This is a genomic window from Klebsiella sp. 141198, from assembly GCF_050600785.1.
In the GTDB taxonomy this organism is placed as follows: domain Bacteria; phylum Pseudomonadota; class Gammaproteobacteria; order Enterobacterales; family Enterobacteriaceae; genus Klebsiella; species Klebsiella aerogenes.
In genome coordinates, this window is sequence record NZ_JAQIRM010000004.1 from 638,953 (window position 1) to 660,435 (window position 21,483).

Annotated in this window: 21 protein-coding genes and 1 other RNA gene; 8 read left to right on the plus strand and 14 right to left on the minus strand. The window is 56.1% G+C overall.

All coding sequences use genetic code 11. From position 1 onward, the window contains the following. The first annotated feature begins 42 nt into the window (after positions 1-42). Positions 43-1,470 (plus strand): PLP-dependent aminotransferase family protein, encoded by a 1,428-nt coding sequence (locus tag PGR10_RS16945; RefSeq protein ID WP_087860364.1) that lies wholly within the window; start codon positions 43-45, stop codon positions 1,468-1,470. A gap of 132 nt (positions 1,471-1,602) precedes the next feature. Here the strand turns inward: PGR10_RS16945 and PGR10_RS16950 are convergent, their stop codons facing one another. The 3 genes from PGR10_RS16950 to ffs all read right to left on the minus strand — a co-directional run bounded on the left by PGR10_RS16950 (position 1,603) and on the right by ffs (position 2,482). Beyond that, a complete protein-coding gene (locus tag PGR10_RS16950) occupies positions 1,603-1,818 on the minus strand; it encodes a hypothetical protein (protein ID WP_015367928.1) in 216 nt (71 codons plus the stop codon). After that, positions 1,815-2,072: a hypothetical protein gene (locus PGR10_RS16955; protein WP_015367929.1), complete on the minus strand. Its 258-nt coding sequence runs from the start codon at positions 2,070-2,072 to the stop codon at positions 1,815-1,817. The genes PGR10_RS16950 and PGR10_RS16955 overlap by 4 nt, the downstream gene beginning before the upstream one ends. 313 nt (positions 2,073-2,385) lie before the next feature. Continuing rightward, positions 2,386-2,482: signal recognition particle sRNA small type (gene ffs, locus PGR10_RS16960), an RNA gene on the minus strand. A 254-nt stretch (positions 2,483-2,736) separates the two neighbouring features. On the opposite strand from ffs, the gene PGR10_RS16965 reads away from it, so the two are divergent. Both PGR10_RS16965 and PGR10_RS16970 read left to right on the plus strand, forming a co-directional pair. Beyond that, positions 2,737-3,135 carry a hypothetical protein gene (locus PGR10_RS16965; protein WP_032705506.1) on the plus strand — a complete coding sequence of 133 codons (399 nt, stop codon included), beginning with the start codon at positions 2,737-2,739 and terminating at the stop codon, positions 3,133-3,135. A 60-nt stretch (positions 3,136-3,195) separates the two neighbouring features. After that, on the plus strand, positions 3,196-3,510 hold the full coding sequence (locus PGR10_RS16970) for an MGMT family protein (protein ID WP_087860365.1): 315 nt from the start codon (positions 3,196-3,198) through the stop codon (positions 3,508-3,510). 38 nt (positions 3,511-3,548) lie between these two features. Here PGR10_RS16970 and PGR10_RS16975 read toward each other — a convergent pair whose 3' ends face one another. Continuing rightward, positions 3,549-4,061 (minus strand): YbaY family lipoprotein, encoded by a 513-nt coding sequence (locus PGR10_RS16975; protein WP_020079459.1) that lies wholly within the window; start codon positions 4,059-4,061, stop codon positions 3,549-3,551. A gap of 220 nt (positions 4,062-4,281) precedes the next feature. Here PGR10_RS16975 and tesB point away from each other — a divergent pair, with 220 nt between their 5' ends. Further along, positions 4,282-5,145, plus strand: coding sequence for an acyl-CoA thioesterase II (gene tesB, locus PGR10_RS16980; RefSeq protein WP_087860366.1), 864 nt, complete (start codon positions 4,282-4,284; stop codon positions 5,143-5,145). Positions 5,146-5,179: 34 nt separating this feature from the next. Here the strand turns inward: tesB and PGR10_RS16985 are convergent, their stop codons facing one another. Continuing rightward, the gene (locus tag PGR10_RS16985; protein ID WP_213317112.1) at positions 5,180-6,070 is read right to left on the minus strand and encodes a LysR substrate-binding domain-containing protein; all 891 of its coding nucleotides are present in this window, start codon (positions 6,068-6,070) and stop codon (positions 5,180-5,182) included. A gap of 119 nt (positions 6,071-6,189) precedes the next feature. Between PGR10_RS16985 and PGR10_RS16990 the strand changes: the two genes are divergently transcribed. Next, positions 6,190-7,674: a UbiD family decarboxylase gene (locus PGR10_RS16990; RefSeq protein WP_430923818.1), complete on the plus strand. Its 1,485-nt coding sequence runs from the start codon at positions 6,190-6,192 to the stop codon at positions 7,672-7,674. Between the two features lie 65 nt (positions 7,675-7,739). On the opposite strand, the gene amtB is transcribed toward PGR10_RS16990, so the two are convergent. The 5 genes from amtB to PGR10_RS17015 all read right to left on the minus strand — a co-directional run bounded on the left by amtB (position 7,740) and on the right by PGR10_RS17015 (position 13,684). Next, positions 7,740-9,029 (minus strand): ammonium transporter AmtB, encoded by a 1,290-nt coding sequence (gene amtB, locus PGR10_RS16995; protein WP_020079462.1) that lies wholly within the window; start codon positions 9,027-9,029, stop codon positions 7,740-7,742. 32 nt (positions 9,030-9,061) lie between these two features. Next, positions 9,062-9,400 (minus strand): P-II family nitrogen regulator, encoded by a 339-nt coding sequence (gene glnK / locus PGR10_RS17000; RefSeq protein WP_015367937.1) that lies wholly within the window; start codon positions 9,398-9,400, stop codon positions 9,062-9,064. A gap of 241 nt (positions 9,401-9,641) precedes the next feature. Further along, a complete protein-coding gene (locus PGR10_RS17005; RefSeq protein ID WP_113373753.1) occupies positions 9,642-11,420 on the minus strand; it encodes a SmdB family multidrug efflux ABC transporter permease/ATP-binding protein in 1,779 nt (592 codons plus the stop codon). Further along, on the minus strand, positions 11,413-13,182 hold the full coding sequence (locus tag PGR10_RS17010; protein WP_087860370.1) for a SmdA family multidrug ABC transporter permease/ATP-binding protein: 1,770 nt from the start codon (positions 13,180-13,182) through the stop codon (positions 11,413-11,415). The genes PGR10_RS17005 and PGR10_RS17010 overlap by 8 nt, the downstream gene beginning before the upstream one ends. A 43-nt stretch (positions 13,183-13,225) precedes the next feature. Further along, positions 13,226-13,684 carry an Lrp/AsnC family transcriptional regulator gene (locus tag PGR10_RS17015; RefSeq protein WP_015367940.1) on the minus strand — a complete coding sequence of 153 codons (459 nt, stop codon included), beginning with the start codon at positions 13,682-13,684 and terminating at the stop codon, positions 13,226-13,228. Between the two features lie 115 nt (positions 13,685-13,799). On the opposite strand from PGR10_RS17015, the gene PGR10_RS17020 reads away from it, so the two are divergent. Then, on the plus strand, positions 13,800-14,852 hold the full coding sequence (locus PGR10_RS17020; protein ID WP_213317110.1) for a PLP-dependent cysteine synthase family protein: 1,053 nt from the start codon (positions 13,800-13,802) through the stop codon (positions 14,850-14,852). A gap of 44 nt (positions 14,853-14,896) precedes the next feature. On the opposite strand, the gene cof is transcribed toward PGR10_RS17020, so the two are convergent. Then, entirely contained in the window at positions 14,897-15,715 is an 819-nt protein-coding gene (cof, locus tag PGR10_RS17025) for an HMP-PP phosphatase (protein ID WP_213317109.1), read from the minus strand. A 107-nt stretch (positions 15,716-15,822) separates the two neighbouring features. On the opposite strand from cof, the gene PGR10_RS17030 reads away from it, so the two are divergent. Beyond that, a complete protein-coding gene (locus PGR10_RS17030; RefSeq protein ID WP_430923819.1) occupies positions 15,823-17,523 on the plus strand; it encodes an SgrR family transcriptional regulator in 1,701 nt (566 codons plus the stop codon). 66 nt (positions 17,524-17,589) lie between these two features. Then, positions 17,590-18,300: a 7-cyano-7-deazaguanine synthase QueC gene (queC, locus tag PGR10_RS17035; protein WP_308959032.1), complete on the plus strand. Its 711-nt coding sequence runs from the start codon at positions 17,590-17,592 to the stop codon at positions 18,298-18,300. 70 nt (positions 18,301-18,370) lie between these two features. On the opposite strand, the gene PGR10_RS17040 is transcribed toward queC, so the two are convergent. The 3 genes from PGR10_RS17040 to ppiD all read right to left on the minus strand — a co-directional run bounded on the left by PGR10_RS17040 (position 18,371) and on the right by ppiD (position 21,271). After that, positions 18,371-18,772, minus strand: a complete 402-nt coding sequence (locus PGR10_RS17040) for a YbgC/FadM family acyl-CoA thioesterase (RefSeq protein WP_316425296.1) — start codon at positions 18,770-18,772, stop codon at positions 18,371-18,373. A gap of 110 nt (positions 18,773-18,882) precedes the next feature. Continuing rightward, positions 18,883-19,248 carry a helix-hairpin-helix domain-containing protein gene (locus PGR10_RS17045; RefSeq protein ID WP_213317107.1) on the minus strand — a complete coding sequence of 122 codons (366 nt, stop codon included), beginning with the start codon at positions 19,246-19,248 and terminating at the stop codon, positions 18,883-18,885. A gap of 148 nt (positions 19,249-19,396) precedes the next feature. Next, positions 19,397-21,271: a peptidylprolyl isomerase gene (ppiD, locus tag PGR10_RS17050; RefSeq protein ID WP_430923821.1), complete on the minus strand. Its 1,875-nt coding sequence runs from the start codon at positions 21,269-21,271 to the stop codon at positions 19,397-19,399. Positions 21,272-21,483: the final 212 nt, after the last annotated feature.

Consider the following 21,483-nt stretch of genomic DNA (forward strand, 5'->3'; position numbering starts at 1 on the left):
TGGATTGGTAATTAATGGCCAGTTTTTTAAAAGTGGATCGCTATGTCAGTACGTCGTTTTGGAACACAATCACTGGTACGCCTGCTCGGCAACTGGCAGTCCCCTTCCTCGCGCGCGCCGCTGTGGCGGCAGTTGGCGGAAGCGCTGCGTCTGTTGATCCTCGATGGACGGCTGGCGCTGGAGACCCGTCTGCCCGGCGAACGAGAACTGGCGACGGCGCTAAATGTTAGCCGCACCACTATCGCCAGCGCGCTGGGGTTATTGCGAGAAGAAGGCTATCTGCAAAGTCGCCAGGGGAGTGGTTCACGCATTGCGCTACCTGCCGGTCCGCTACTTCCCGGCGAGCAGACGCTTTCGGCGCCATCGGTCAATCTCGCCACCGCCGCCCTCAGCGCCGGACCGGAGATTCATCAAGCCTACAGCCACGCGCTGACGCTGATGCCGCAGTATTTGTCCTATACCGGGTACGATCAGCAGGGGTTAGTCGATTTGCGCGCAGTCATTGCCCGCCGCTATAGCGAACGCGGCCTGCCGACGCAGGCGGATGAAGTGATGATTGTGAATGGCGCGCTGAGCGGATTTGCCCTGGTACTGCGTCTGTTAACCGGGCCTGGCGACCGGGTGGTGGTTGACGCGCCCTCTTACCCGATGGCGATTAACGCTATTCGCGGCGCCTCCTGCCGACCGGTAGGCGTCGCGTTACCGGAAAAGGGCTGGGACTGCGACGGCCTGGCGGCGACCATTGCGCAAACTTCGCCGCGGCTGGCCTTTATGATGCCGGATTTTCATAATCCCACCGGTCGCTGCATGGATAGCGAAACCCGGCAGCGCGTCGCCGATTTGGCCGCCAGCACGCGAACGACGCTTGTCGCCGACGAAACGATGGTCGATTTATGGTACAACGCCCCGCCGCCGGCGCCGCTGGCGGCTTTCAATCCGGAAGCGCCAATAATCACTATTGGTTCAGCGGGTAAAACGTTCTGGGGAGGACTGCGAATTGGCTGGATCCGCGCCCCGGCGAGGACTATTGCCTCGCTCATCCAGGCGCGGGATACGCTCGATCTCGGTTCGCCGCTGCTGGAACAGCTGGCTTGTTGTTGGCTACTGGAGAACGAACAAACACTGTTGCCGCAACGGCGGGCAATGCTGGCCGCGCGTCGTGATATGTGCGCTGCGTTGATGGCGGAATATTTTCCCCACTGGCGCTTTTCCGTCCCCGAGGGCGGGCTATCGTTTTGGGTGGAGCTGCCGGAGATGTTGGCAACGCAGTTCTCGGTGCGCGCTGAGAATGCCGGCATTCATATCGGCACCGGTACGCGATTCGGTCTGGAAGGTGCCTTCGACCGTTATTTACGTTTGCCTTTCACGCTACCAGATACGGAATTGCGCAACGCCTTCAGCATTTTACAACCGCTGTGGCAGACCCTTACGCAACAGAAAGAAATGGCGAGAACACGTAAAATTATATAATAAAATATCGACGGGCTGCGATCAGCCCGTCAAAAACCACCATCCATGATGAATATGAGATGTTTTATAAAATTGCAGTTCCATCTTGCCCACGCCGCATGTCATTACGATGACAGCGGTGTAGTAATTTCATTAATGCTGGCGCGGAATAGGAAAACCTTTTAGCGAAATAATAAAGCCATCGTCATCTTTTTTAATTTTTGCGCCGGTTTCACACCAGTCGGAAGCAATGCGAAAAAACTCATCACTACCGATATTCCAGTTCAGGCGCACGTGCTTAACGTACCCGGAACGCAGCAGGTCACAGGCTTCACTGTAACTGCTGGCTGTAGAGAATTGTTGTTTCATCTTTTCTTCTTCAGAAGTTTTCGTAATGCTTTGATTTCTTTAGGGGTTAACGGCGACGCTTCCTCTTCGGTATGCTGGTTATCAATATCCTCATGCGAAACCCCCGCCTCGTCTGCTGAATCAATGGCCGCCAGCGCCAATTGCAGCAGCTTCTCCGTAGCCGTGCCTAAATTCTCGTTATTCACTTCCGCATAATGACGCAGTTTATCTTTTAACTCTGCGTCAATTTTCACATTCAGAACTACTGTGGTCATGATCACGCTTCCCGTGCAATAAAATCATCATAATTAATACACGAAGTTAACATCTTGATCCAGAGATATTATTTATCCTTAATAATATCTGGTAATTCCGGGAAATAATTTGCCCATTATATATGACATGAAGATGACATGAGTATGTCATTATTATTTCACATTTATGACAATGCAAAATTAAGGAATGAAAAAGAGTCGTTTTAATCACGTAAAACAATAAATGAGGTGAAGCTGCCTATAATGGTAGCAGAGAATAAAAGCACATCAAATGAAGGGAAATTAAATCAGGACCGCCAGAATTGGGTGGGGGCCCTGCCAGCTACATCCCGGCACACACGTCGTCTGCTCTGGCTGCTTCCTTCCGGACCTGACCTGGTAAACAGAGTAGCGTTGCGGGAGAACCAACAGAGCCCCCATTGAGAGCGTTGATAACCAACGCGCTGGCGCATTATCCCTATAGCACTCCTGAATTGCAAGCCACTCGCGTCCAGCTGCTGGTTTATTACGCAAAACGTTGGATTTCACAGCAAATAGTGCCTTCACAAGGCCATACGTCCCAGCAATGAAAAAGATTGCGAGCCCCATCGCGGCACACTTTACCGCAACCCGCCATACTTATTCGTCCTGTATCTTTTCAACGTGTAGCCGCTACGGTAATCGCATGACTCAATCGCCACGCCCCACCACCACCTTGCCCATGCCCGCCATTGATGGCGTAACCGTACCCTTTCACGGCATGAATTTTCTACGCCCCGAGCTGCTGCTGGATTTCGTCAGCGTCAGTCCCGCGCCGTTGTTATCAGTGACCCCCGTCGCCCTGCTCTTTTCCACGGTGGGCGTGTTGCAACACGTCGAGCTGCGTAAGCTGCCCGTTGAGGTCAAAGGCAAGGTGGTTTATCCCATTTCATCACTCAAATACCCGACACTGCGCGGCAAACTGATTATCAATGCGCAATCACAGCGGCTGAAATTTCTTGAAAGCCTGATCGCTACCAGCCCGCATGACAATATTCACGGTATGCAGATCCTCGGGCTGGCGCTGGAATTCACCGTCCTTTGACGGCTGTACAGCACGCGGGCTAGCGCTTATTCTGGGCTTTTCTCACGCGAAGGAGTGATGATGGAGGACGCCCACGACAGCTTTCCCCAGCGGGTCTGGCAGATAGTCGCCTCAATTCCAGAGGGGTATGTCACCACCTATGGCGATGTCGCTCTGCTGGCGGGTTCACCGCGCGCGGCGCGTCAGGTGGGCGGCGTGTTAAAGCGCCTACCGGAAGGCTCAACCCTGCCATGGCACCGGGTGGTGAATCGCCACGGCGATATTTCTCTGACCGGCCCCGACCTTCAGCGCCAACGCCAGGCGCTGCTGGCGGAAGGCGTCCAGGTCTCCGGCAGCGGTCATATCGACCTGCAACGCTATCGCTGGGTATATTAAGGGCAAAAAAATGCCCCTGAACAGGGGCATGAAGACGTTTATTGCGCCATCGGCGCCATATCGTTAGCCACCGGCACTGGCGCATGCTGCACCGGCACCAGCACCAGATCGGCACGATTACCGCCCTGGGTAATCACGGTCTGTACGGTATCGGTAATAAACATCAGTTGGCCATTTACGGTGATCGCCGAACTCAGCAGGATCCGCGCGTTCGGTTTGATATCCGCTTGGTTATACGGCAGAACAAAGTTGAACGGCGCCTGCTTACCTTCTGTGCGGACCGCTTTTTGCGACAATACGCGGGCTGGCGCATCGGCGAGCGACGCATCGGACAACGTCACTGTCAGTACCGCATCCGGCGGTAACGCTACGCGTTGGCGAATATTGATAGTCCCGGAAACATTAGGCTGTTGCTGCGAGGAGCTCAGTGAGGCAATGCCGTAAGGATCGGGTGCCGTCGTCTGATGAGCGGCGTTGCTGTTCGGGTTATTCGCACAGGCGGATAAGGCCGCAGCAACGGCGATAGCACTTAACATATAGGCAAATTTCATTATGTTCTCCTTTTCATCCCTTTAGTCACAGGAGTACGTCCTGCCATCACGATGGCTAAGACATTAGTATCGTGAATAAGTGTGGCACAGATCTCAGAATAATTCCCGGAAAGGGGCATTTATTCAGATTATTACACCCATCGGACCACTTGAGATTCCAGGTTATACTTGCCCTCAATATGCGCTGCGTCAGCGCCGCTATCAATAATTGAGGGTATCTATGAGTCAGGCTCTAACCAATCTGCTGGCATTATTAAATCTGGAAAAAATTGAAGAAGGGCTGTTTCGCGGGCAGAGCGAAGATCTCGGCTTACGTCAGGTCTTCGGCGGCCAGGTGGTCGGTCAGGCGCTGTATGCCGCTAAAGAAACCGTGCCTGAGGGCCGCCTGATTCATTCCTTTCATAGTTACTTCCTGCGTCCTGGCGATAGCCAGAAACCTATCGTTTATGATGTTGAAGTACTACGAGACGGCAACAGCTTCAGCGCTCGCCGGGTGGCGGCTATCCAGCACGGTAAACCCATCTTTTACATGACCGCCTCGTTCCAGGCGCCGGAACCGGGCTACGAACATCAAAAAGCAATGCCGTCAGCGCCTTCACCGGAAGGCCTGCCCTCTGAAACCGATATCGCTCGTAAGCTGGCGCATCTGCTGCCGCCACAGGCGAAAGAGAAGTTTCTCAGCGACAAACCGCTGGAAATTCGCCCGGTTGAGTTCCATAACCCGCTAAAAGGCCACGTTGCCGAACCCACCCGCCAGGTGTGGATCCGCGCCAACGGCGTAGTACCGGATGATATTCGCGTCCATCAGTCGCTGCTGGGCTACGCGTCTGATTTTAATTTCCTGCCGGTGGCGCTGCAGCCACACGGCGTCGGCTTCCTTGAGCCTGGTATGCAGGTCGCCACCATCGACCACTCAATGTGGTTCCACCGCCCGTTTAACATCAACGAATGGCTGCTGTACAGCGTCGAAAGCACTTCCGCCTCCAGCGCCCGTGGCTTTGTTCGCGGCGAATTCTATACCCAGGACGGTATTCTGGTCGCCTCGACGGTGCAGGAAGGTGTCATGCGTAACCGCAATAACTAATTCGCGACGGGCCCACGGCGGGCCCGCTCGCCCCCTAACGGCCAAGCAGTTCGCGAACATCGGCAATAAAATCCCCCAAAAGTCCGTTGCGACTCTGCCGCCGCCAGCACAACGTGAGCGTCGTTACGGCAAAGGTCTCTTCCAGCAGGCAATAACTGACTTCCGACACCAGCATGGCGCTTTGCGTCTCGGGCACCAACGTCACCCCCATCCCCATCGATACCTGGCCAATCGCCGTGGAGACATCGCGCGTGTACTGAATCTTACGGGGCGTAAAACCCGCCTGCCGACAGGCGCTGATGGCTGACCACCCCAATCCGACGCCGCTGGGATCCTGCTGAATGAAAAACGTCTCTTCCGCCAGCGCCGCAAGTGGAATAGCGCGCCGGCTGGCGAGCGCATGATGGCGAGGCACCACCGCTACCAGCGGCCGGGTCGCAATATCCAGCGACTCCAGTTCATCATATTGCGCGCCTGGCGAGCGGATAAACGCCAGATCGACCGTATCGCTTAAGAGCCCGGTTATCAGGTCGTTAACGTTATGCTCTTCAATCAGCAGATCGGCTTCGGGTTTACGTTGACGATAATTTCCAATTAACACGCTCAACGCCGGGTCGAAAATAGCAGAGCCAACGTAGCCAATTTTCAACTGCCCTTTGCGCCCCTGCCGCAAACTGCGCGCATTCTCGCGAAATTTATCGCAGTGGCCGAGGATCATCCGCGCCTCGGCCAGCAAAAATTGCCCCTCGGCGGTCAGCGCGACGTTGCGTCGATCGCGGGTAAATAGCCGCAATTCCAGCGCGTTCTCAAAACTTTTAATCTGCTGCGTCAGCGCCGGTTGCGTGATATGCAGACGCTGCGCCGCCCGGCCAAAGTGCAACTCTTCCGCCAGCACCGTAAATGCCTGTAGTTGTCGATAATCCATCACGTCCTCCCGAAAACACTGATAATAATCTCTTATTAAAACAAGGGGAAATGTGATTGGACTCTTATCGGTATCTGGTGAGAATGAATAGCCATTGCCAGAAACCTGAAGGAAGTATGATGTCTGAACAACAAAAAGTAACCGATCTGCGTTCTGCTTTGGCGCTACTAAGCCAGTACGATGATGAACTTATCTACACCTACGAACCCGTTGACCCCATTGCCGAGCTCTCCGGGGTATACCGCTATGTCGGCGCCCACGGAACCGTACAGCGCCCGACCCGCGTTGGCCCGGCGATGATCTTTAATAAGGTCAAAGGCTACGATGATGTCAGAGTGCTTATTGGCCTGCTGTGTTCACGCCAGCGCGTCGCTCGTCTGTTTGGCACCACGCCGGAAAATCTGGCGTTTATGCTCAAAGACTCCGTGGCGAATCCTATCGCCCCAATCACCATCCCTCGCGACCAGGCGGCCTGCCAGGAGGTGGTACATCTGGCAAGCGATCCTGATTTCGATATTCTCAAAATTTTGCCGGCGCCGACCAACACCCCGGAAGACGCCGGCCCCTACTTTACCCTCGGCATGTGCTACGCCGCGGATCCGGAAACCGGCGATCATGACGTCACCATCCACCGCCTGTGCGTACAGAGCAAAGACGAAATCTCGATGTATTTCGTACCGGGACGTCATCTCGATACTTTCCGGCAAAAAGCCGAGGCGGCCGGGAAAGCGTTGCCTATCTCGATTAGCATCGGCGTGGATCCGGCGATTGAAATTGGCGCCTGCTTTGAGCCGCCGACCACTCCTCTCGGGTTTGATGAGCTCTCCATCGCCGGCGCTCTGCGTAATCAGGCCGTCGAGCTCAGCGAATGCGTGAGCGTCAACGCCCGCGCCATCGCCAATGCCGAAATCGTTATTGAAGGTGAACTACTGCCGGGCGTGCGGGTACGCGAAGATCAGAATACCAACAGCGGGAAAGCGATGCCGGAGTTCCCAGGCTACACCGGTAGCGCTCAGGCGGAAGTGCCGGTGATTAAAGTCAAAGCGATTACCCACCGCCGCCACCCGATTCTGCAAACCTGTATCGGGCCGAGCGATGAGCATACCAATCTTGCCGGGATCCCGACCGAAGCCAGCATTCTGCAAATGGTAGAGCGCGCGCTTCCAGGCTTTGTGCAAAACGTCCACTGCCCCTCTCCGGGCACCGGTAAATATCTCGCCGTGCTGCAGGTGAAGAAACGCACCCCCAGCGATGAGGGCCGTCAGCGCCAGGCCGCGCTATTGGCGTTTTCCGCTTTCTCGGAGCTGAAGCACGTGATGCTGGTCGATGAAGACGTCGACGTTTTCGACATCAACGACGTGATGTGGGCGATGACCACCCGCTATCAGGGCGATGTCAGCACCGTGTTTATCCCCGGCGTGCGCTGCCATCCGCTGGATCCGTCATCCGACCCGGCCTTCAGCCCATCGATTCGCGATAACGGTATTGCCTGTAAAACCATTTTCGACTGCACCGTCCCGTGGAATATGAAAGCCCACTTCCAGCGCAGCCAGTTTATGGAAGTGGATGTTGACCGCTTTATCCCTGGCTTCAGTAAGAAATAAATTCCACGCAAAGAAAAAGCCTCCCATGCGGGAGGCTTTGACGCTTATGGAGATTGCTCAATACATCAGGCGTTGTAGGCGTTTTCGCCGTGGCTGTTGACGTCCAGCCCTTCGCGCTCCTGCTCTTCCGGTACCCGCAGGCCGACGGTCATCGCCGCCACTTTGAAGCCGATCCAGGCGACGACGGCGGACCACACCACGGTAATACCGATACTTTCCAGCTGTACCAGCAACTGATGCCCCATCGTTACGCCTTCCGCATAGCCGACGCCGCCAAGGGTGGTAGAGGCGAAGATGCCGGTCAGGATACAACCGATGATACCGCACACGCCGTGAACGCCAAACACATCGCATGGGTCATCGACGCGCAGCCAGCGTTTCAGCACCGTGACGCCCCACAGCCCGGCCAGTCCGGCGATGATACCGATAATCAGCGAGCCGCCAACGCCAACATAACCGCACGCCGGAGTAATGCCGACCAGACCGGCAATCGCGCCGGAGCAGGCGCCCAGCAGCGAGGGTTTGCCGCGGGTGGCCCATTCGCCGAAGGTCCAGGCCAGAATCGCGCCAGCGGTCGCCACGACGGTATTAACGAAGGCCAGGGCGGCAATTTCGTTGGCCGCGCTTGCGGAACCGGCGTTAAAGCCGAACCAGCCGACATACAGAATCGCCGTACCGGTAAAGACCATCGGCAGGTTATGCGGTTTAAACGCTTCTTTGCCAAAGCCCACGCGTTTGCCCATCATATACGCGCCCACCAGCCCCGCCACCGCGGCGTTGATGTGTACGACGGTACCGCCGGCGAAGTCCAGCGCGCCATGGGTCGCCAGCAGGCCGCCGCCCCACACCATATGCGCAATCGGCACATAGGAGAGCGTGAGCCAAACCACCACGAAAATCAGTACCGCGGAGAAACGAATACGTTCCGCCAGCGCGCCGACGATCAGGCCTACGGTGATACAGGCGAAAGAGCCCTGGAAAGCGACGTGAATATATTGATAGAACGAGCCCATCAGCGCTTTCAGTTCAATATTCTTCAGCATCACCCAGTCGAAACTGCCGAAGAAGCTACCGCCGCTACCGAAGGCAAGCGTATAGCCATAGATAACCCACAGCACGCAAACCAGGCCAAAAGTCACAATGACCTGAGTGAGCATTGAGAGCACGTTTTTACCGCGAATCAGGCCGCCGTAGAACAACGCAATGCCGGGGATTGTCATAAACAGCACCAGCGCGGTGCAAATCATCATAAAAGCGTTGTCGGCTTTATCCGCCACCGCCGGTTCGGCCGCCAGCGCCAGTCCCGGAAGCAGCGCCAGCGCTCCCAGAGCCGTTTTCATCGTCGTTCTCATCATCTCTTCATCCCCATCGCTGTGTGGTCAGGCAATTACAGTGCCGCTTCGTCGGATTCGCCGGTACGAATACGAATCACGCGCTGCAGTTCGGCGACAAAAATTTTGCCGTCGCCAATTTTTCCGGTCCAGGCGGCCTTGCCTATCACCTCGACAACCTCATCCAGCTGATCGTCGGCAATCGCAATATCAATTTTTACTTTTGGCAGGAAATTGACGCTGTATTCGGCGCCGCGATAGAGCTCGGCGTGGCCTTTCTGGCGGCCGAAGCCTTTCACTTCCGTGACCGTCAGGCCCTGAATGCCGATGGAGGACAACGCTTCGCGAACGTCTTCCAGTTTGAATGGTTTGATTACCACGGTAACCAGCTTCATAAATCCCCTCCAGTCAGTATTTGATAGTGGCCGCAGCTAACACAGGAGATAAAGCAAGGGATATGCCAAAAATGAAAACGGGCCGTGAATCGGCCCGTTTATGGAGAAAAAAACGCGGGGATGTTACTGGCGAGACGGCAAATAGCCGCTAATGCGCAAAAACGCACCAATTCGGTGCACACTCAGTGAGCAAGTTGCACCACTTCACGTCACCCCTGCCCCCATGCCTGCTGATGGTGCATCAGGCGCTCAGTGACTCCTCCTCAACGCTGGCGGCTAGCTCTTCGCCAGCCAGCTGTAGCTGGTACATCTGCCAGTAGCGGCCCTTCGCCGCCAGCAATTGCTGATGGTTCCCGCGTTCGACGGCCTGGCCACGATGCAGCACCAGGATTGTATCAGCCTCGACGATAGTCGACAGACGGTGGGCGATGACCACCAGCGTGGTGTGCTCGCGCACTTTCGCCAGCGCCTGCTGGATAGCCTGCTCGGTACCGGAGTCGATGTTCGCTGTTGCTTCATCGAGGATCAGCACCTGCGGCGTCTCGACCAGCACACGGGCCAGCGCCAACAGCTGTTTCTGTCCCACCGATAGGTTGTTGCCCTGCTCGCCCAGTTGGGTATAAATCCCGTCGCTCATTTCACGGGCAAGGTCAGCGAGCTGCACCGCTTCCAGCGCTTCCCAGACCTGCTGCTCGCTGATATCGCGGCCCAGCGTCACGTTGGCATAGAAGGTATCGGCTAATACCACCGGATCCTGTTGCACCATCGCGACGCCCCGACGTAAAGCGCTGTGGCTTAACGACGATAGCGGGCGACCATCGAGGCGAATTTCGCCTTTAGTCAACGGGTAGTAGCCCATCATCAGGCTGGCCAGCGTGCTCTTGCCGCTACCGGTATGGCCAACCAGCGCCACAAAACCGCGCGAAGGAATATCCAGATTGATATCCTGCAGCACCAGCCGATCGTCGCGATAGGCAAAAGAGACGTTATCAATCGCCACCGCGCCGCTGCGTAACGGCGCGCTATCGTTACCCCAGCTCTGGCGTGGACGGTCCATCAGCTCAAACACGCGTTCGCCCGCCACCACCGCTTGCTGCAGCATCGACTGCTGAGTGGTGAGTTCGATCAGCGGTTCGTTAAGCCGCCCGAGGTAGCTAATAAAGGCATATAACACGCCGACTTCGATACTTCCGGAAGCGCTAAAACCAAACAGCATCAGCAGGCCGCAGAGGATCAGCGATGAAAACAGACTTAACAGCGGGCGCAGCAGGAAACCATCCAGACGCAGCGTCTGCATGCGCGCCAGATAGTGGCCGTAACTGGCTTCACGCATTCGCTCGCCGAATCGCGCCTGCTGGCGGAATTGCTGAATAACGCCCATACCGTTGATCACTTCGTTGAAGCCATCATTGATATCGGCAAGCCAGGCGCGCATGCGACGCACGATCGGCGTGCTGTAACGCTGATAGATAGCCATCACGATCAGCACCGCCGGGAAGATAGCCACCGCCACCAGCGCCATTCGCCAGTCGAGACTAAACATCGCCACCAGCATCGCGCCAATCAGCGCCGCGCTACGCAGCACCGTCGCCACGACCGTCACGTACAGGTCGCGGATCACTTCGGTATCGTTGGTAACGCGTGATATCAACTGGCCGACGGGTTGCGTATCAAACTCGCTTAACGGCTGACGCAGCGCGGCATCCATCACATCGCTGCGCAACTGCTGCACCACGCCGACCGCCGCCCGGTTAAACAGCAGCGCCTGGTTATAGTGCAGCGTAGCGGCAAGGATCTGCAGGCAGATATAGGCTGCCGCCAGGCCGCAGACCAGCTTCACCGGCAGCGACTGTTTCGCCACCATGTTATCAATGAAATAGCTTATCAGCAGCGGGCCGCTGACTTCCGCCGCCGCCGCTATCCACATCATGATAACCGCAATGATGAGCGGCTTACGCCACGGCGAACCGTAGGCCAGCAGACGTTTCAGGGTCGGCCAGAGATCGGCGAAATTACGCATCTGTCGCCTCCTCATCCTGCGGCGCATCGTCGAGCGCCGCTTCCAGTTGCTGATAGCGGTACATGTCGCGATACCATCCCGACTGGGCGGCAAGCTGCTCATGGCGTCCGCGCTGGGCAATATGGCCGTGTTGCAGAACCAAAATTTCACTGGCTTCGGTTAATGCTGAAAGGCGGTGGGCGCTGATAATCACCGTCCGCCCTTCCCCCCACTGCCGCAGGTTATGCAAAATATCATGCTCCGTCCGCCCATCAACCGCCGACAGCGCGTCATCAAGGATCAGGATTTCCGCCTCCAGCAGCAGCGCTCGGGCAATAGAAATACGTTGTTTCTGACCGCCTGAGAGCATGACGCCGCGCTCGCCGACTTCCGTTTCATAGCCCTGCGGCAGGCGCAGAATATCATCATGAACGCTGGCCAGTCGCGCGACGTGCTCGATTTGTTCTCGCGTCGCGTCCGGTTTACCCAAGGCAATGTTATTGGCCACGGTATCGGAGAACAGGAATGGGGTTTGATTGACCACCGCCAGCCGCCCGCGCCAGCTATCAAGCTGCAGGCGAGACAGCGGAATATCATGGAAACGGATCTCACCCTCGGTAACATCAAAATGGCGCTGAATAAGGGATAGAATGGTACTTTTCCCGGCTCCCGTCGGGCCGCAGATACCGAGCATTTGCCCCGGCTGCAGGGTGAAGTTAACCTTCTCCAGCGACGCTTTCGTCGCCTGCGGATAGATAAATTCGCGCACCGCCACGTTTAGCGAACCGCGCCCCTCCGGCACCGTTTCGCTACCATCGTTGACCACCGGCGCTTCTTCCAGCATCGAACGAATACGACCATAGGCGGCGCTACCTCGCTCAACGATGTTAAACATCCACGCCAGCGCCAGCATTGGCCAAATCATCAGCCCGAGGTACATGACGAAACTGGTTAACTGACCAAGGGTCAGCTCGCCCTGCAACACCAGCCAGCTACCGCCGCCGATTGCCAGCAGGTTAGCGGCGCCGATAGCAATATAAATTGTCGGGTCGAAACGGGCATCAATACGCGCGACCCGCATGTTCTTCGCTCCGGTATCCGCCGCATCGGCGGCAAACTGCGCCGACTGGCGGTCCTCAAGGCCGAACGCTTTAATCATACGTATGCTGGTCAGGCTTTCCTGCGTGCGATCGTTGAGGCTGGAAAAAGCCGCCTGCGCCACGCGGAAACGCTCATGCAGGGCATCGCCATTGCGTTTGATCGCCAGCGCCATAAACGGCATCGGCACCAGCGCCAGCAGCGTTAACTGCCAGCTGATTTGCGTCGACATCACAATCAGTACCGCACAGCCCATCACCAGTGAATCCACAAGCGTCAGGACGCCCTCGCCGGCGGCGAAGACGACGCGGTCAACATCGTTAGTCGCGCGGGCAATGAGATCGCCGGTACGGTGACGCAGATAAAAGGCCGGATGTTGGCGGCTGAGCTGGCGGTAGAAGTCTTCACGCAGTTCAACGGCCAATTGATAAGAGGCGCCGAAGAGCAGCACGCGCCAGACATAGCGCAGTAGATAAATCATCACCGCGATAACCACCAGCGCGCCGATCCACATCCACACCTGCTCTGCGGTGTAATGTTCTTTAGTCACGCCATCGACCACAATCCCCACCACTTTCGGCGGGATTAGCTGGAGTACGGCAATAACGGCAAGCAGAGCGACGGCGCCGAGATAGCGGCGCCACTCCCGGCGAAAGTACCAGCTAAGTTGAGCAAATAATCGCAAACGGTAAAATCCTGAATGTATAATTCGTGGCGGCAAAAAGCCGTTAATCAATAGGCAAGGCCGTGGTGTATTTTATCTGTTCCATGGCAAAACTCGAAGTGACATCCGACAGCCCCGGCACGCTGTTCACCAGACGTTTATAAAAATCGTCATAGCGCTTCATATCCGCGACCTGCACCCTTAGCAGGTAGTCGTACTCTCCAGCCATACGCCAGAAACCCAGCACTTCCGCCATTTGCGACACTTCGCTGACAAAACGGCAGTACCAGTCACTGCTGTGGTGCTGGGTTTTTATCAACACAAAGGCGGTTAACCCGAGCCCCAGCTTTTCCGCATCCAGGATGGCCACGCGCTCGCGCAGGATGCCTTCGTCCTCAAGACGCTTGAGCCGTTTCCAGCAGGGCGTGGTGGTCAGATTAACGGCATCCGCCAGCGCCTGCAAAGAGAGGGTGCAGTCAGTTTGCAGCAATGAGAGCAGCTTACGGTCAATTTTATCTAGCATAAGGCCACCAGAGAGAATAATTTACTCCCGTAATTGTAATTGAAAGGCCAAATAGCAACAATTTTTCCCGCACAATCCGCTAAGCTGGGCACAAAATGACAAACAGGAATCCGAGATGAACAGCGCCTGGGTAAAACATGCCATTAGTGAAATTAACGCCGACTATCAGCGTTCCGCCGATACACACCTGATCCGCCTGGCGCTGCCTGGTTTTCCGGGGATCCCTATTTATCTGAAGGATGAAAGTACGCATCCAACCGGTAGCCTTAAGCACCGTCTGGCGCGCTCGCTGTTTCTCTATGGCCTGTGCAACGGATGGATCAAAGAAGGCACCACGATTATCGAATCGTCTTCGGGTTCGACGGCGGTCTCAGAAGCCTATTTTGCTCGCCTGCTGGGCCTGCCGTTTATTGCCGTGATGCCCTCCTGCACCGCGAAACGTAAAATCGAACAGATTGAATTTTATGGCGGACGCTGTCATTTCGTCGACAACGCCTGCGAAATCTACGCCGCTTCTGAAATGCTGGCGCGCGAGTTGAATGGCCACTATATGGATCAGTTCACCTTCGCCGAGCGCGCCACCGACTGGCGCGGCAATAACAATATCGCCGACAGCATTTTCCGCCAGATGACCCATGAGCCGTATCCGCAGCCGTCGTGGATCGTCATGAGCGCCGGTACCGGCGGTACTTCTGCAACCATCGGCCGCTATATTCGCTGCCAGGGTTACGAGACGCAACTGATGGTCGTCGACCCGCAGAATTCGGTGTTCCTCGATTACTGGCAAAGCCGCGACGCCAGCCTGCGCAGCCCGGTCGGCAGCAAGATCGAAGGGATTGGCCGTCCGCGCGTCGAGCCATCGTTTATTCCCGACGTCGTCGATGAGATGCTGCGCGTTCCGGATGCCGCCAGCGTCGCTACCGCCCTGTGGCTGGAAACGCAGCTTGGAAGAAAAGTCGGCGCCTCAACCGGCACCAATATGTGGGGCGTGCTGCAACTGGCCACGCGCATGCGCGATGAAGGACGCCAGGGTTCCATCGTCACCCTGTTGTGCGACAGCGGCGAACGTTATCTCGAAAGCTATTACAACCCGCAGTGGGTCGCGGCGAATATCGGCGATATTACCCCGTGGCAGACGCAGATTATGCAACTGAGCGGCGCACAATAAAAAAAGCCGGATAGAACGCTATCCGGCTTGCTGGTAGGGTCTCTCTATTCGGGGGAATAAGGAAGATCAGGATTATCCAGCCAATGTGTTAAAAAATGGGAAACAGCCTGATGACGGCAGTCTCCGATGATCGGTAGATGCGGCAGTTCAGCTTTGAGCTGCGGCATCGCGTTGCCCATAATGAACCCTCGCCCTACGCTACCAAGCATCTCGCGATCGTTCATTGCATCACCAAATGCCATGCAATCCTGCAACGTAAAACCTAAGTGCTGGCTCAGCACCGCCAGCGCGGCCCCTTTGTTACAGCCGACCGGCAGCACCTCCAGACAATCCATCGCCGAGAAACAAAGAAACGCGCGATCGCCTAGCGCTTCATTTAGCTGGATCCGCAGGCGGCGCAGATCGTCATGATCGCCGCAGAAACAGATCTTGGTAACGTGGTGCGCCGGCATCCGTTTCGGATCGCGCAGTTGATAATGAAAGCCGCTGAAGGCGTGAGCCCGGAGCAGTTCCGGCCTTGCCTGGCCGGTAAACCAGCCGCCATCATTGAAAACGTGCATACTCGCCTGAGTATCCCACACGCTGTGCAGCACCTCTTCCGCCACTTCCGGATTTAGATCCTGGCGATACAGCTCTTCACCTTCCAGTGAATGGATGCGCGTGCCGTTACCGGTAATCAGAAAAGCATCAAGGGAAAACTCGCCGATCACATGGTGCATTTCCAGAGCATGGCGACCGGTGGCAAAGGTCAGGGCGATATCGCGTTCACGCAGCCGTCTCAGCGCCGTCAGAGTCTGTTCTCCGAGACGATGGTCCGGCATCAGCAGGGTGCCGTCCATATCAAATGCCGCTAATTTTGCCATGGTATTTTCCCCGATGTGTGATGGGTTTCGCTTGTGTTGCAGTATCGCCTGAGATATACGGAAGTAATAGTGAATAGATATTTTTTATTGTTCCGGGTTTTCGGCAAATGAGATTATTAAACCGATTAAATCAGTACCAGCGGCTATGGCTGCCGTCGTCCGGCGCACCGCAGCAGGTGACCGTGGGCGAGTTGGCTGAACGCTGCTTTTGCAGCGAGCGTCATATCCGTACGCTGCTGCGTCAGGCTCAGGAGGCCGGTTGGTTAAGCTGGCAGGCCAGCTCCGGGCGCGGTAAGCGCGGGCAACTCAGTTTCCACAAGACCCCGGAAAGCCTGCGTAACGAAATGATGGAACAGGCGCTGAATAAGGGTCAGCAGCAAAACGCGCTGGAGCTGGCGCAGCTGGCGCCGGTTGAGCTGAAAGCGTTGTTGCACCCCTTCCTCGGCGGACAGTGGCAAAACAATACCCCGACGCTGCGTATTCCCTACTATCGTCCACTGGAACCGCTGCGCCCCGGTTTTCTCCCCGGGCGTGCGGAACAACATTTGGCCGGGCAGATCTATTCCGGCCTGACGCGTTTTGACGATAGCGACAATACGCCGGTGGGCGATCTGGCGCACCACTGGCAGGTATCACCCGATGGACTGCGCTGGCACTTTTATATCCGCTCTACCCTGTGCTGGCATAACGGCGATACCGTGGAAACCTCACAGCTGCGGCAAAGACTACTGTTGCTACTGGAACTGCCGGCTCTCCGCACCCTTTTTGCCAGCATCAGCCGCATCGATGTCACCCACTCCCAATGTTTGACGATTACGCTGCATCGCCCGGACTACTGGCTACCGTTCCGTTTAGCCAGCTACTGCAGCGTGCTGGCGCATCCTGACGATCCGGCGCTCGGTAGCGGTCCGTTCCGAATAAAGCTTTTTGGCCCGGATCTGGTCCGGCTGGAGAACCATCCCCGCTACCATTTACAGCATCCGCTGATCCAGGCGGTAGAATATTGGATCACGCCGCAGCTATTCGAAAGCGATCTCGGCACCAGCTGTCGCCATCCAGTACAGATCACCATCGGCGATCCCGAAGAGCTCAATAATTTGCGCCAGGTGAGCAATAGCATCAGCCTCGGCTTCTGCTATTTGACCCTGCGTCAGAGTCCACGTCTCAGTAAAGCGCAGGCCCAGCGGCTGATTTCGATTATCCACCGCTCGTCGTTGCTGGAAACGCTACCGCTGGATGAAGATCTGATTACGCCGAGCCATGAGGTGCTGCCCGGCTGGTCCATTCCTCAGGGCCCGGAAAACCATGAGGTGCCGCTGCCGCCCCAGCTCACCCTGCTCTATCATTTGCCGGTCGAATTACACACTATGGCTGAGCAGCTCAAACAGCGCCTCGCCACTCTCGGCTGCGAACTGACGCTCATTTTTCACGACGCCAAAAATTGGGACGGCTGCCGATATCTGGCGCAGGCCGATATGATGATGGGCGACCGGCTGATTGGCGAAGCGCCGGAATATACCCTTGAACAGTGGCTGCGCTGCGACACGCTGTGGCCCCATTTGCTGAGCGGGGCGCAATATGCGCACCTGCAGGCTACGTTAGATGCCGTGCAGGCGCAGCCCGAAGCGCGTAGCCGCAACGATGCCCTGCGCAACGTCTTCAATACGCTGATGGATGACGCCATCATGACGCCGTTATTCAAATACAATTACCGCATCAGCGCGCCGCCGGGGGTTAACGGCCTGCGCCTTAATGCCAGAGGTTGGTTCGACTTTACCAGCGCCTGGCTACCGGCATCATCGACGTGAGAGAGCTGGTCGCCGCGAGCGTCTGACGGTACCATATGGTTCTCACTTATTTAGTCAGGAATTGCCATGAAACGCGCCGTAGTTGTCTTCAGCGGAGGACAAGACTCAACAACCTGCCTGGTGCAGGCACTGGAACAGTATGATGAAGTGCATTGCGTCACTTTTGATTATGGCCAACGCCACCGCGCCGAGATTGACGTGGCTCGCGAGCTGGCGCTAAAACTGGGCGCGGTGGCGCATAAAGTGCTGGACGTTACCCTGCTTAACGAACTGGCGGTGAGCAGCCTGACGCGCGATAGCATCCCGGTACCGGATTACGAGCCGGATGCCGATGGTATTCCGAATACCTTCGTTCCAGGTCGCAATATTCTGTTTTTAACCCTGACGGCGATCTACGCCTATCAGGTTAAGGCCGAAGCAATTATTACCGGCGTTTGCGAGACCGACTTCTCTGGTTACCCGGACTGCCGCGACGAATTTGTTAAAGCGCTGCACCACGCGGTTAGCCTTGGCATGGCGAAAGACATTCGCTTTGAAACGCCGCTGATGTGGCTCAACAAAGCTGAGACCTGGGCGCTGGCCGATTATTGGGGCCAGTTGGATCTGGTTCGCCGCGAAACGCTCACCTGCTATAACGGCATCAAGGGCGACGGCTGTGGCCATTGCGCGGCCTGCAACCTGCGCGCCAACGGCCTGAATCAGTATCTGGGCGATAAGGCCGGCGTGATGGCGGTCATGAAGCAAAAAACCGGCCTGGGCCAAGGGCACGAAGCTTAAGTTCAACGTCCCCGGTGGCGCTTCGCTTACCGGGGCTACGGGTTCACAGCTCTCCTCGGTCCGACTGTTGTTAGCGTAAATTCATCTGGTCGAGCTTTTCGCGCAACTCCCCTTCCAGCGGCTGCGCCTTCTGCGTTTTCAGATCAATGCAGACAAAGGTAATCAACGCATCGGCCACCACTTCACCGTTAGGATTAAGGGTCACCACCTGACTTAGGGTGCCGCTTTTACCGTTCAACTGCTCAAGTTTACTGGTGATGGTAAGCACATCCCCGAGTACCGCCGGGCGACGATAATTGATATTGATGTTGACCACCACAAAAGCGATGTTATGGCTGGTCATCCAGTGAAACGCCGGACTACTCTCCAGCCCATCCCAGCGCGCCTCTTCAAGAAACTCCAGATAACGAGCATTGTTAACGTGCTGGTAAACATCCAGGTGATAACCGCGAACTTTAATTTGAGTCTGCATAGCGCACATGCCTTACTATTATTGTTGTTAATCAGGTAAGAGGTCACACCAGATGATGTAACCTCTTTAGCATGGCAAAGATTTGCCACTGTGCAAAGCAGCGGGTGAAATTAGAGCGTCAGATGTGACAGATTTCTCTCTACCAGTGAACTCCCCATCCCCGGAACCTGTTTAAGATCGTCGAGAGTCTTAAACGGTCCGTACTCTTCGCGGTAGCTGACGATTGCCTGCGCTTTCTTGAGCCCAACGCCGTTCATGGCCTGTGCTAGCTCCTCCGCGCTGGCTGTATTAATGCTGACCCGCGCGCCGACGTTATCCGTCGTTTTCGCTTCCGCCGGCATTTTCGTTTGCGGAGTCTGAATAGTCTCTTTTGCCGATACCGCCTTACCGCTCGCCGGTGCCGCCAGCGCCCCCTGAAAACCCGCCGTACAAGCCAGCAATACGGCGACAATAACCATTTTCATTCCTCTGTTCATGCTGTTATCTCCTTGTTTGTTGACAGCAAGGTCACGATAGCGGCTGCGAAAAAGGAGTACAAAAGGCAGATTGCGGAAATGGAAAAGGCCGCGAAAGCGGCCTTTGAGTGTTGCATCACGTTACCTCGTTTTGCGAGGCAGCGCGAAATTATTGCTGCTGGTCGACGAGGTCGCCGAGCTTGATTTTGGCTTCTTTACGCAGATTGCTCATCAGCGCTTCGAATGCGATTTGCGCATTATTCTGGGTAATACCCTGCACCATCGCTTTCTTCTGCTCTTCTGGCATAGAACCCGCTTTCACTTCATCCAGCGCCAGCAATACTACGTTGCCTTTGGCATCGCTGCCCACGCCGTAGCTCGCTTTATCTTTCTGCGGCAGCGGCAGAGAGAAGGCCGCCTGGCTCAGCGGATCCTGGCCGGTACGGGACAGGGTCTGCGCGGCGCCGAAGCTCAGCCCTGCGGCTTTCATCGCGTCATCGCCCTTGCCCGCTTTCAGGTCGGCCAACAGCTTATCGGCATCCAGTTTCGCCTGCTGTTCCGCTTTATTGCGCTTAACGATATCGGTCACCTGCGCTTTCACTTCCGCCAGCGGCTTAACGCTTTCCGCTTTGTGCTCGCTGATACGCAGAACGAAAGCCCGATCGCCGTCAACGGTAATGATGTCGGAGTTATTGCCCGGCGCGCCGTTTTCACCCACCAGACCACCATTAAAGATAGCATCGGCAACCGGCTTGAAGTTCAGCTCTTCCGGCAGGCTGTCACGACCAAACCAGCCGGTCTCAACCACTTTCAGGCCGGCGACCTGCGCCGCCCCCGCCAGGGATTCGTTATCATTGCTGGCCGCGTCGCTGACCTTCTGCTGTAGCGCGTAGTATGCATCCAGTGCTTTTTCCTGTTTTACTTTTGCCGCGATGTCGTTACGCACGTCGGCCAGCGGTTTTACCTGTGCCGGCTGAACATCGTCAAGACGCGCCACCAGGAAGCCTACGGAAGATTTGATCACCCCGGAAAGCTGACCTTTGTCTTTCAGGCCGGCATCTTTGAGCTCAGGTACGGTGGAAGCTTCTTCCATCCAGCCCATATCACCGCCGTTACGCGCAGAGATGATGTCGGTGGATTTATCTTTTGCCAGCGTGGCGAAATCGGCGCCTTTTTGCAGTTCGGCCAGTACCGCTTTCGCATCAGCTTCAGTTTTAGTCTGAATCACGCTGTAGCGATTACGCTGCGGCTGAGTGAACTGATCTTTATGCTGGTCGTACCATGACTGGATTTCTTCGTCAGAGGCGTTTTCCTGCATGCTGGCGGCATCCATCTTGATGTAGCTCACGCGGAACTGCTCCGGCGCCATAAAACGGGCCTGGTTCTGCTGCCAGAAAGCGTTAATCTCTTCATCACTAACGGTCTGTTTCGCCGCCAGCGCGTTAACGTCGATAGTTGCTTCACGTACCACACGCTGCTGGGAGACCAGCGCCGCCAGTTGGTCGGACTCGCCCGGCAGCATGAAATCGGTACCGGCTACCGCATTGATCAGCTGTTGCGTCGTCAACTGGTTACGCAGCGCTTGCGCGTATTGATCGGTAGTCATACCCATTTGATTCACGATGCCGCTGAAGCGTTCGTTATCAAACTTGCCGTTCGACTGGAAGGCCTGGGTCTGGAAGATGGCCTGTTTCACCTGGTCGTCGCTGATGCTCAGGCCCAGTTCACGGGCATACTGATCCAGCAGCGATTCATCGATCAGACGGTTCAGCACCTGCTGACGCATGGTCTTCATGTAGTTTTCGTTGGCCGCCAGCTCGGAGAACTGATCGCCTAGCTGCTGCTGCATGCGGTTACGCTCGCTGGCAACGGCATTTTCAAACTGCGCGCGGCCAATCTCCTGACCATTCACTTTTGCGGCATAGTTGTTGCCGCCGCCAATCAGGTAACCACTCACCCCGGTCAAAATGAACGAGACGATAATGATACCGAAAATAATCTTGAGCACGACGCTGTTGGCGGCCGTGCGTAGGTTGTCCATCATGGTGTAACAACGCTCCGCTGTAGATGACTTTAGCTCGCGCAGCATAGCACGTGATGGCTGCCGCGCGTGAGGACGTATTTTGACAAGAAAACGGGGCAATTGTCAGCCCACAAGTGCGCATAAACACACATAAAGTCGCGTTCTGGACAAATAAAAAAGGCACATCTCGCGATGCGCCCTTGTACTTCGTCACATTCCCTGACGGGAGTGCC

Coding starts and splice junctions, on each gene's coding strand:
- PGR10_RS16945 (WP_087860364.1), top strand. CDS start 43: ATGTCAGTACGTCGTTTTGGAACACAATCACTGGTACGCCTGCTCGGC.
- PGR10_RS16950 (WP_015367928.1), bottom strand. CDS start 1,818: ATGAAACAACAATTCTCTACAGCCAGCAGTTACAGTGAAGCCTGTGAC.
- PGR10_RS16955 (WP_015367929.1), bottom strand. CDS start 2,072: ATGACCACAGTAGTTCTGAATGTGAAAATTGACGCAGAGTTAAAAGAT.
- PGR10_RS16965 (WP_032705506.1), top strand. CDS start 2,737: ATGACTCAATCGCCACGCCCCACCACCACCTTGCCCATGCCCGCCATT.
- PGR10_RS16970 (WP_087860365.1), top strand. CDS start 3,196: ATGGAGGACGCCCACGACAGCTTTCCCCAGCGGGTCTGGCAGATAGTC.
- PGR10_RS16975 (WP_020079459.1), bottom strand. CDS start 4,061: ATGAAATTTGCCTATATGTTAAGTGCTATCGCCGTTGCTGCGGCCTTA.
- tesB (WP_087860366.1), top strand. CDS start 4,282: ATGAGTCAGGCTCTAACCAATCTGCTGGCATTATTAAATCTGGAAAAA.
- PGR10_RS16985 (WP_213317112.1), bottom strand. CDS start 6,070: ATGGATTATCGACAACTACAGGCATTTACGGTGCTGGCGGAAGAGTTG.
- PGR10_RS16990 (WP_430923818.1), top strand. CDS start 6,190: ATGTCTGAACAACAAAAAGTAACCGATCTGCGTTCTGCTTTGGCGCTA.
- amtB (WP_020079462.1), bottom strand. CDS start 9,029: ATGATGAGAACGACGATGAAAACGGCTCTGGGAGCGCTGGCGCTGCTT.
- glnK (WP_015367937.1), bottom strand. CDS start 9,400: ATGAAGCTGGTTACCGTGGTAATCAAACCATTCAAACTGGAAGACGTT.
- PGR10_RS17005 (WP_113373753.1), bottom strand. CDS start 11,420: ATGCGTAATTTCGCCGATCTCTGGCCGACCCTGAAACGTCTGCTGGCC.
- PGR10_RS17015 (WP_015367940.1), bottom strand. CDS start 13,684: ATGCTAGATAAAATTGACCGTAAGCTGCTCTCATTGCTGCAAACTGAC.
- PGR10_RS17020 (WP_213317110.1), top strand. CDS start 13,800: ATGAACAGCGCCTGGGTAAAACATGCCATTAGTGAAATTAACGCCGAC.
- cof (WP_213317109.1), bottom strand. CDS start 15,715: ATGGCAAAATTAGCGGCATTTGATATGGACGGCACCCTGCTGATGCCG.
- PGR10_RS17030 (WP_430923819.1), top strand. CDS start 15,823: ATGAGATTATTAAACCGATTAAATCAGTACCAGCGGCTATGGCTGCCG.
- queC (WP_308959032.1), top strand. CDS start 17,590: ATGAAACGCGCCGTAGTTGTCTTCAGCGGAGGACAAGACTCAACAACC.
- PGR10_RS17040 (WP_316425296.1), bottom strand. CDS start 18,772: ATGCAGACTCAAATTAAAGTTCGCGGTTATCACCTGGATGTTTACCAG.
- PGR10_RS17045 (WP_213317107.1), bottom strand. CDS start 19,248: ATGAACAGAGGAATGAAAATGGTTATTGTCGCCGTATTGCTGGCTTGT.
- ppiD (WP_430923821.1), bottom strand. CDS start 21,271: ATGATGGACAACCTACGCACGGCCGCCAACAGCGTCGTGCTCAAGATT.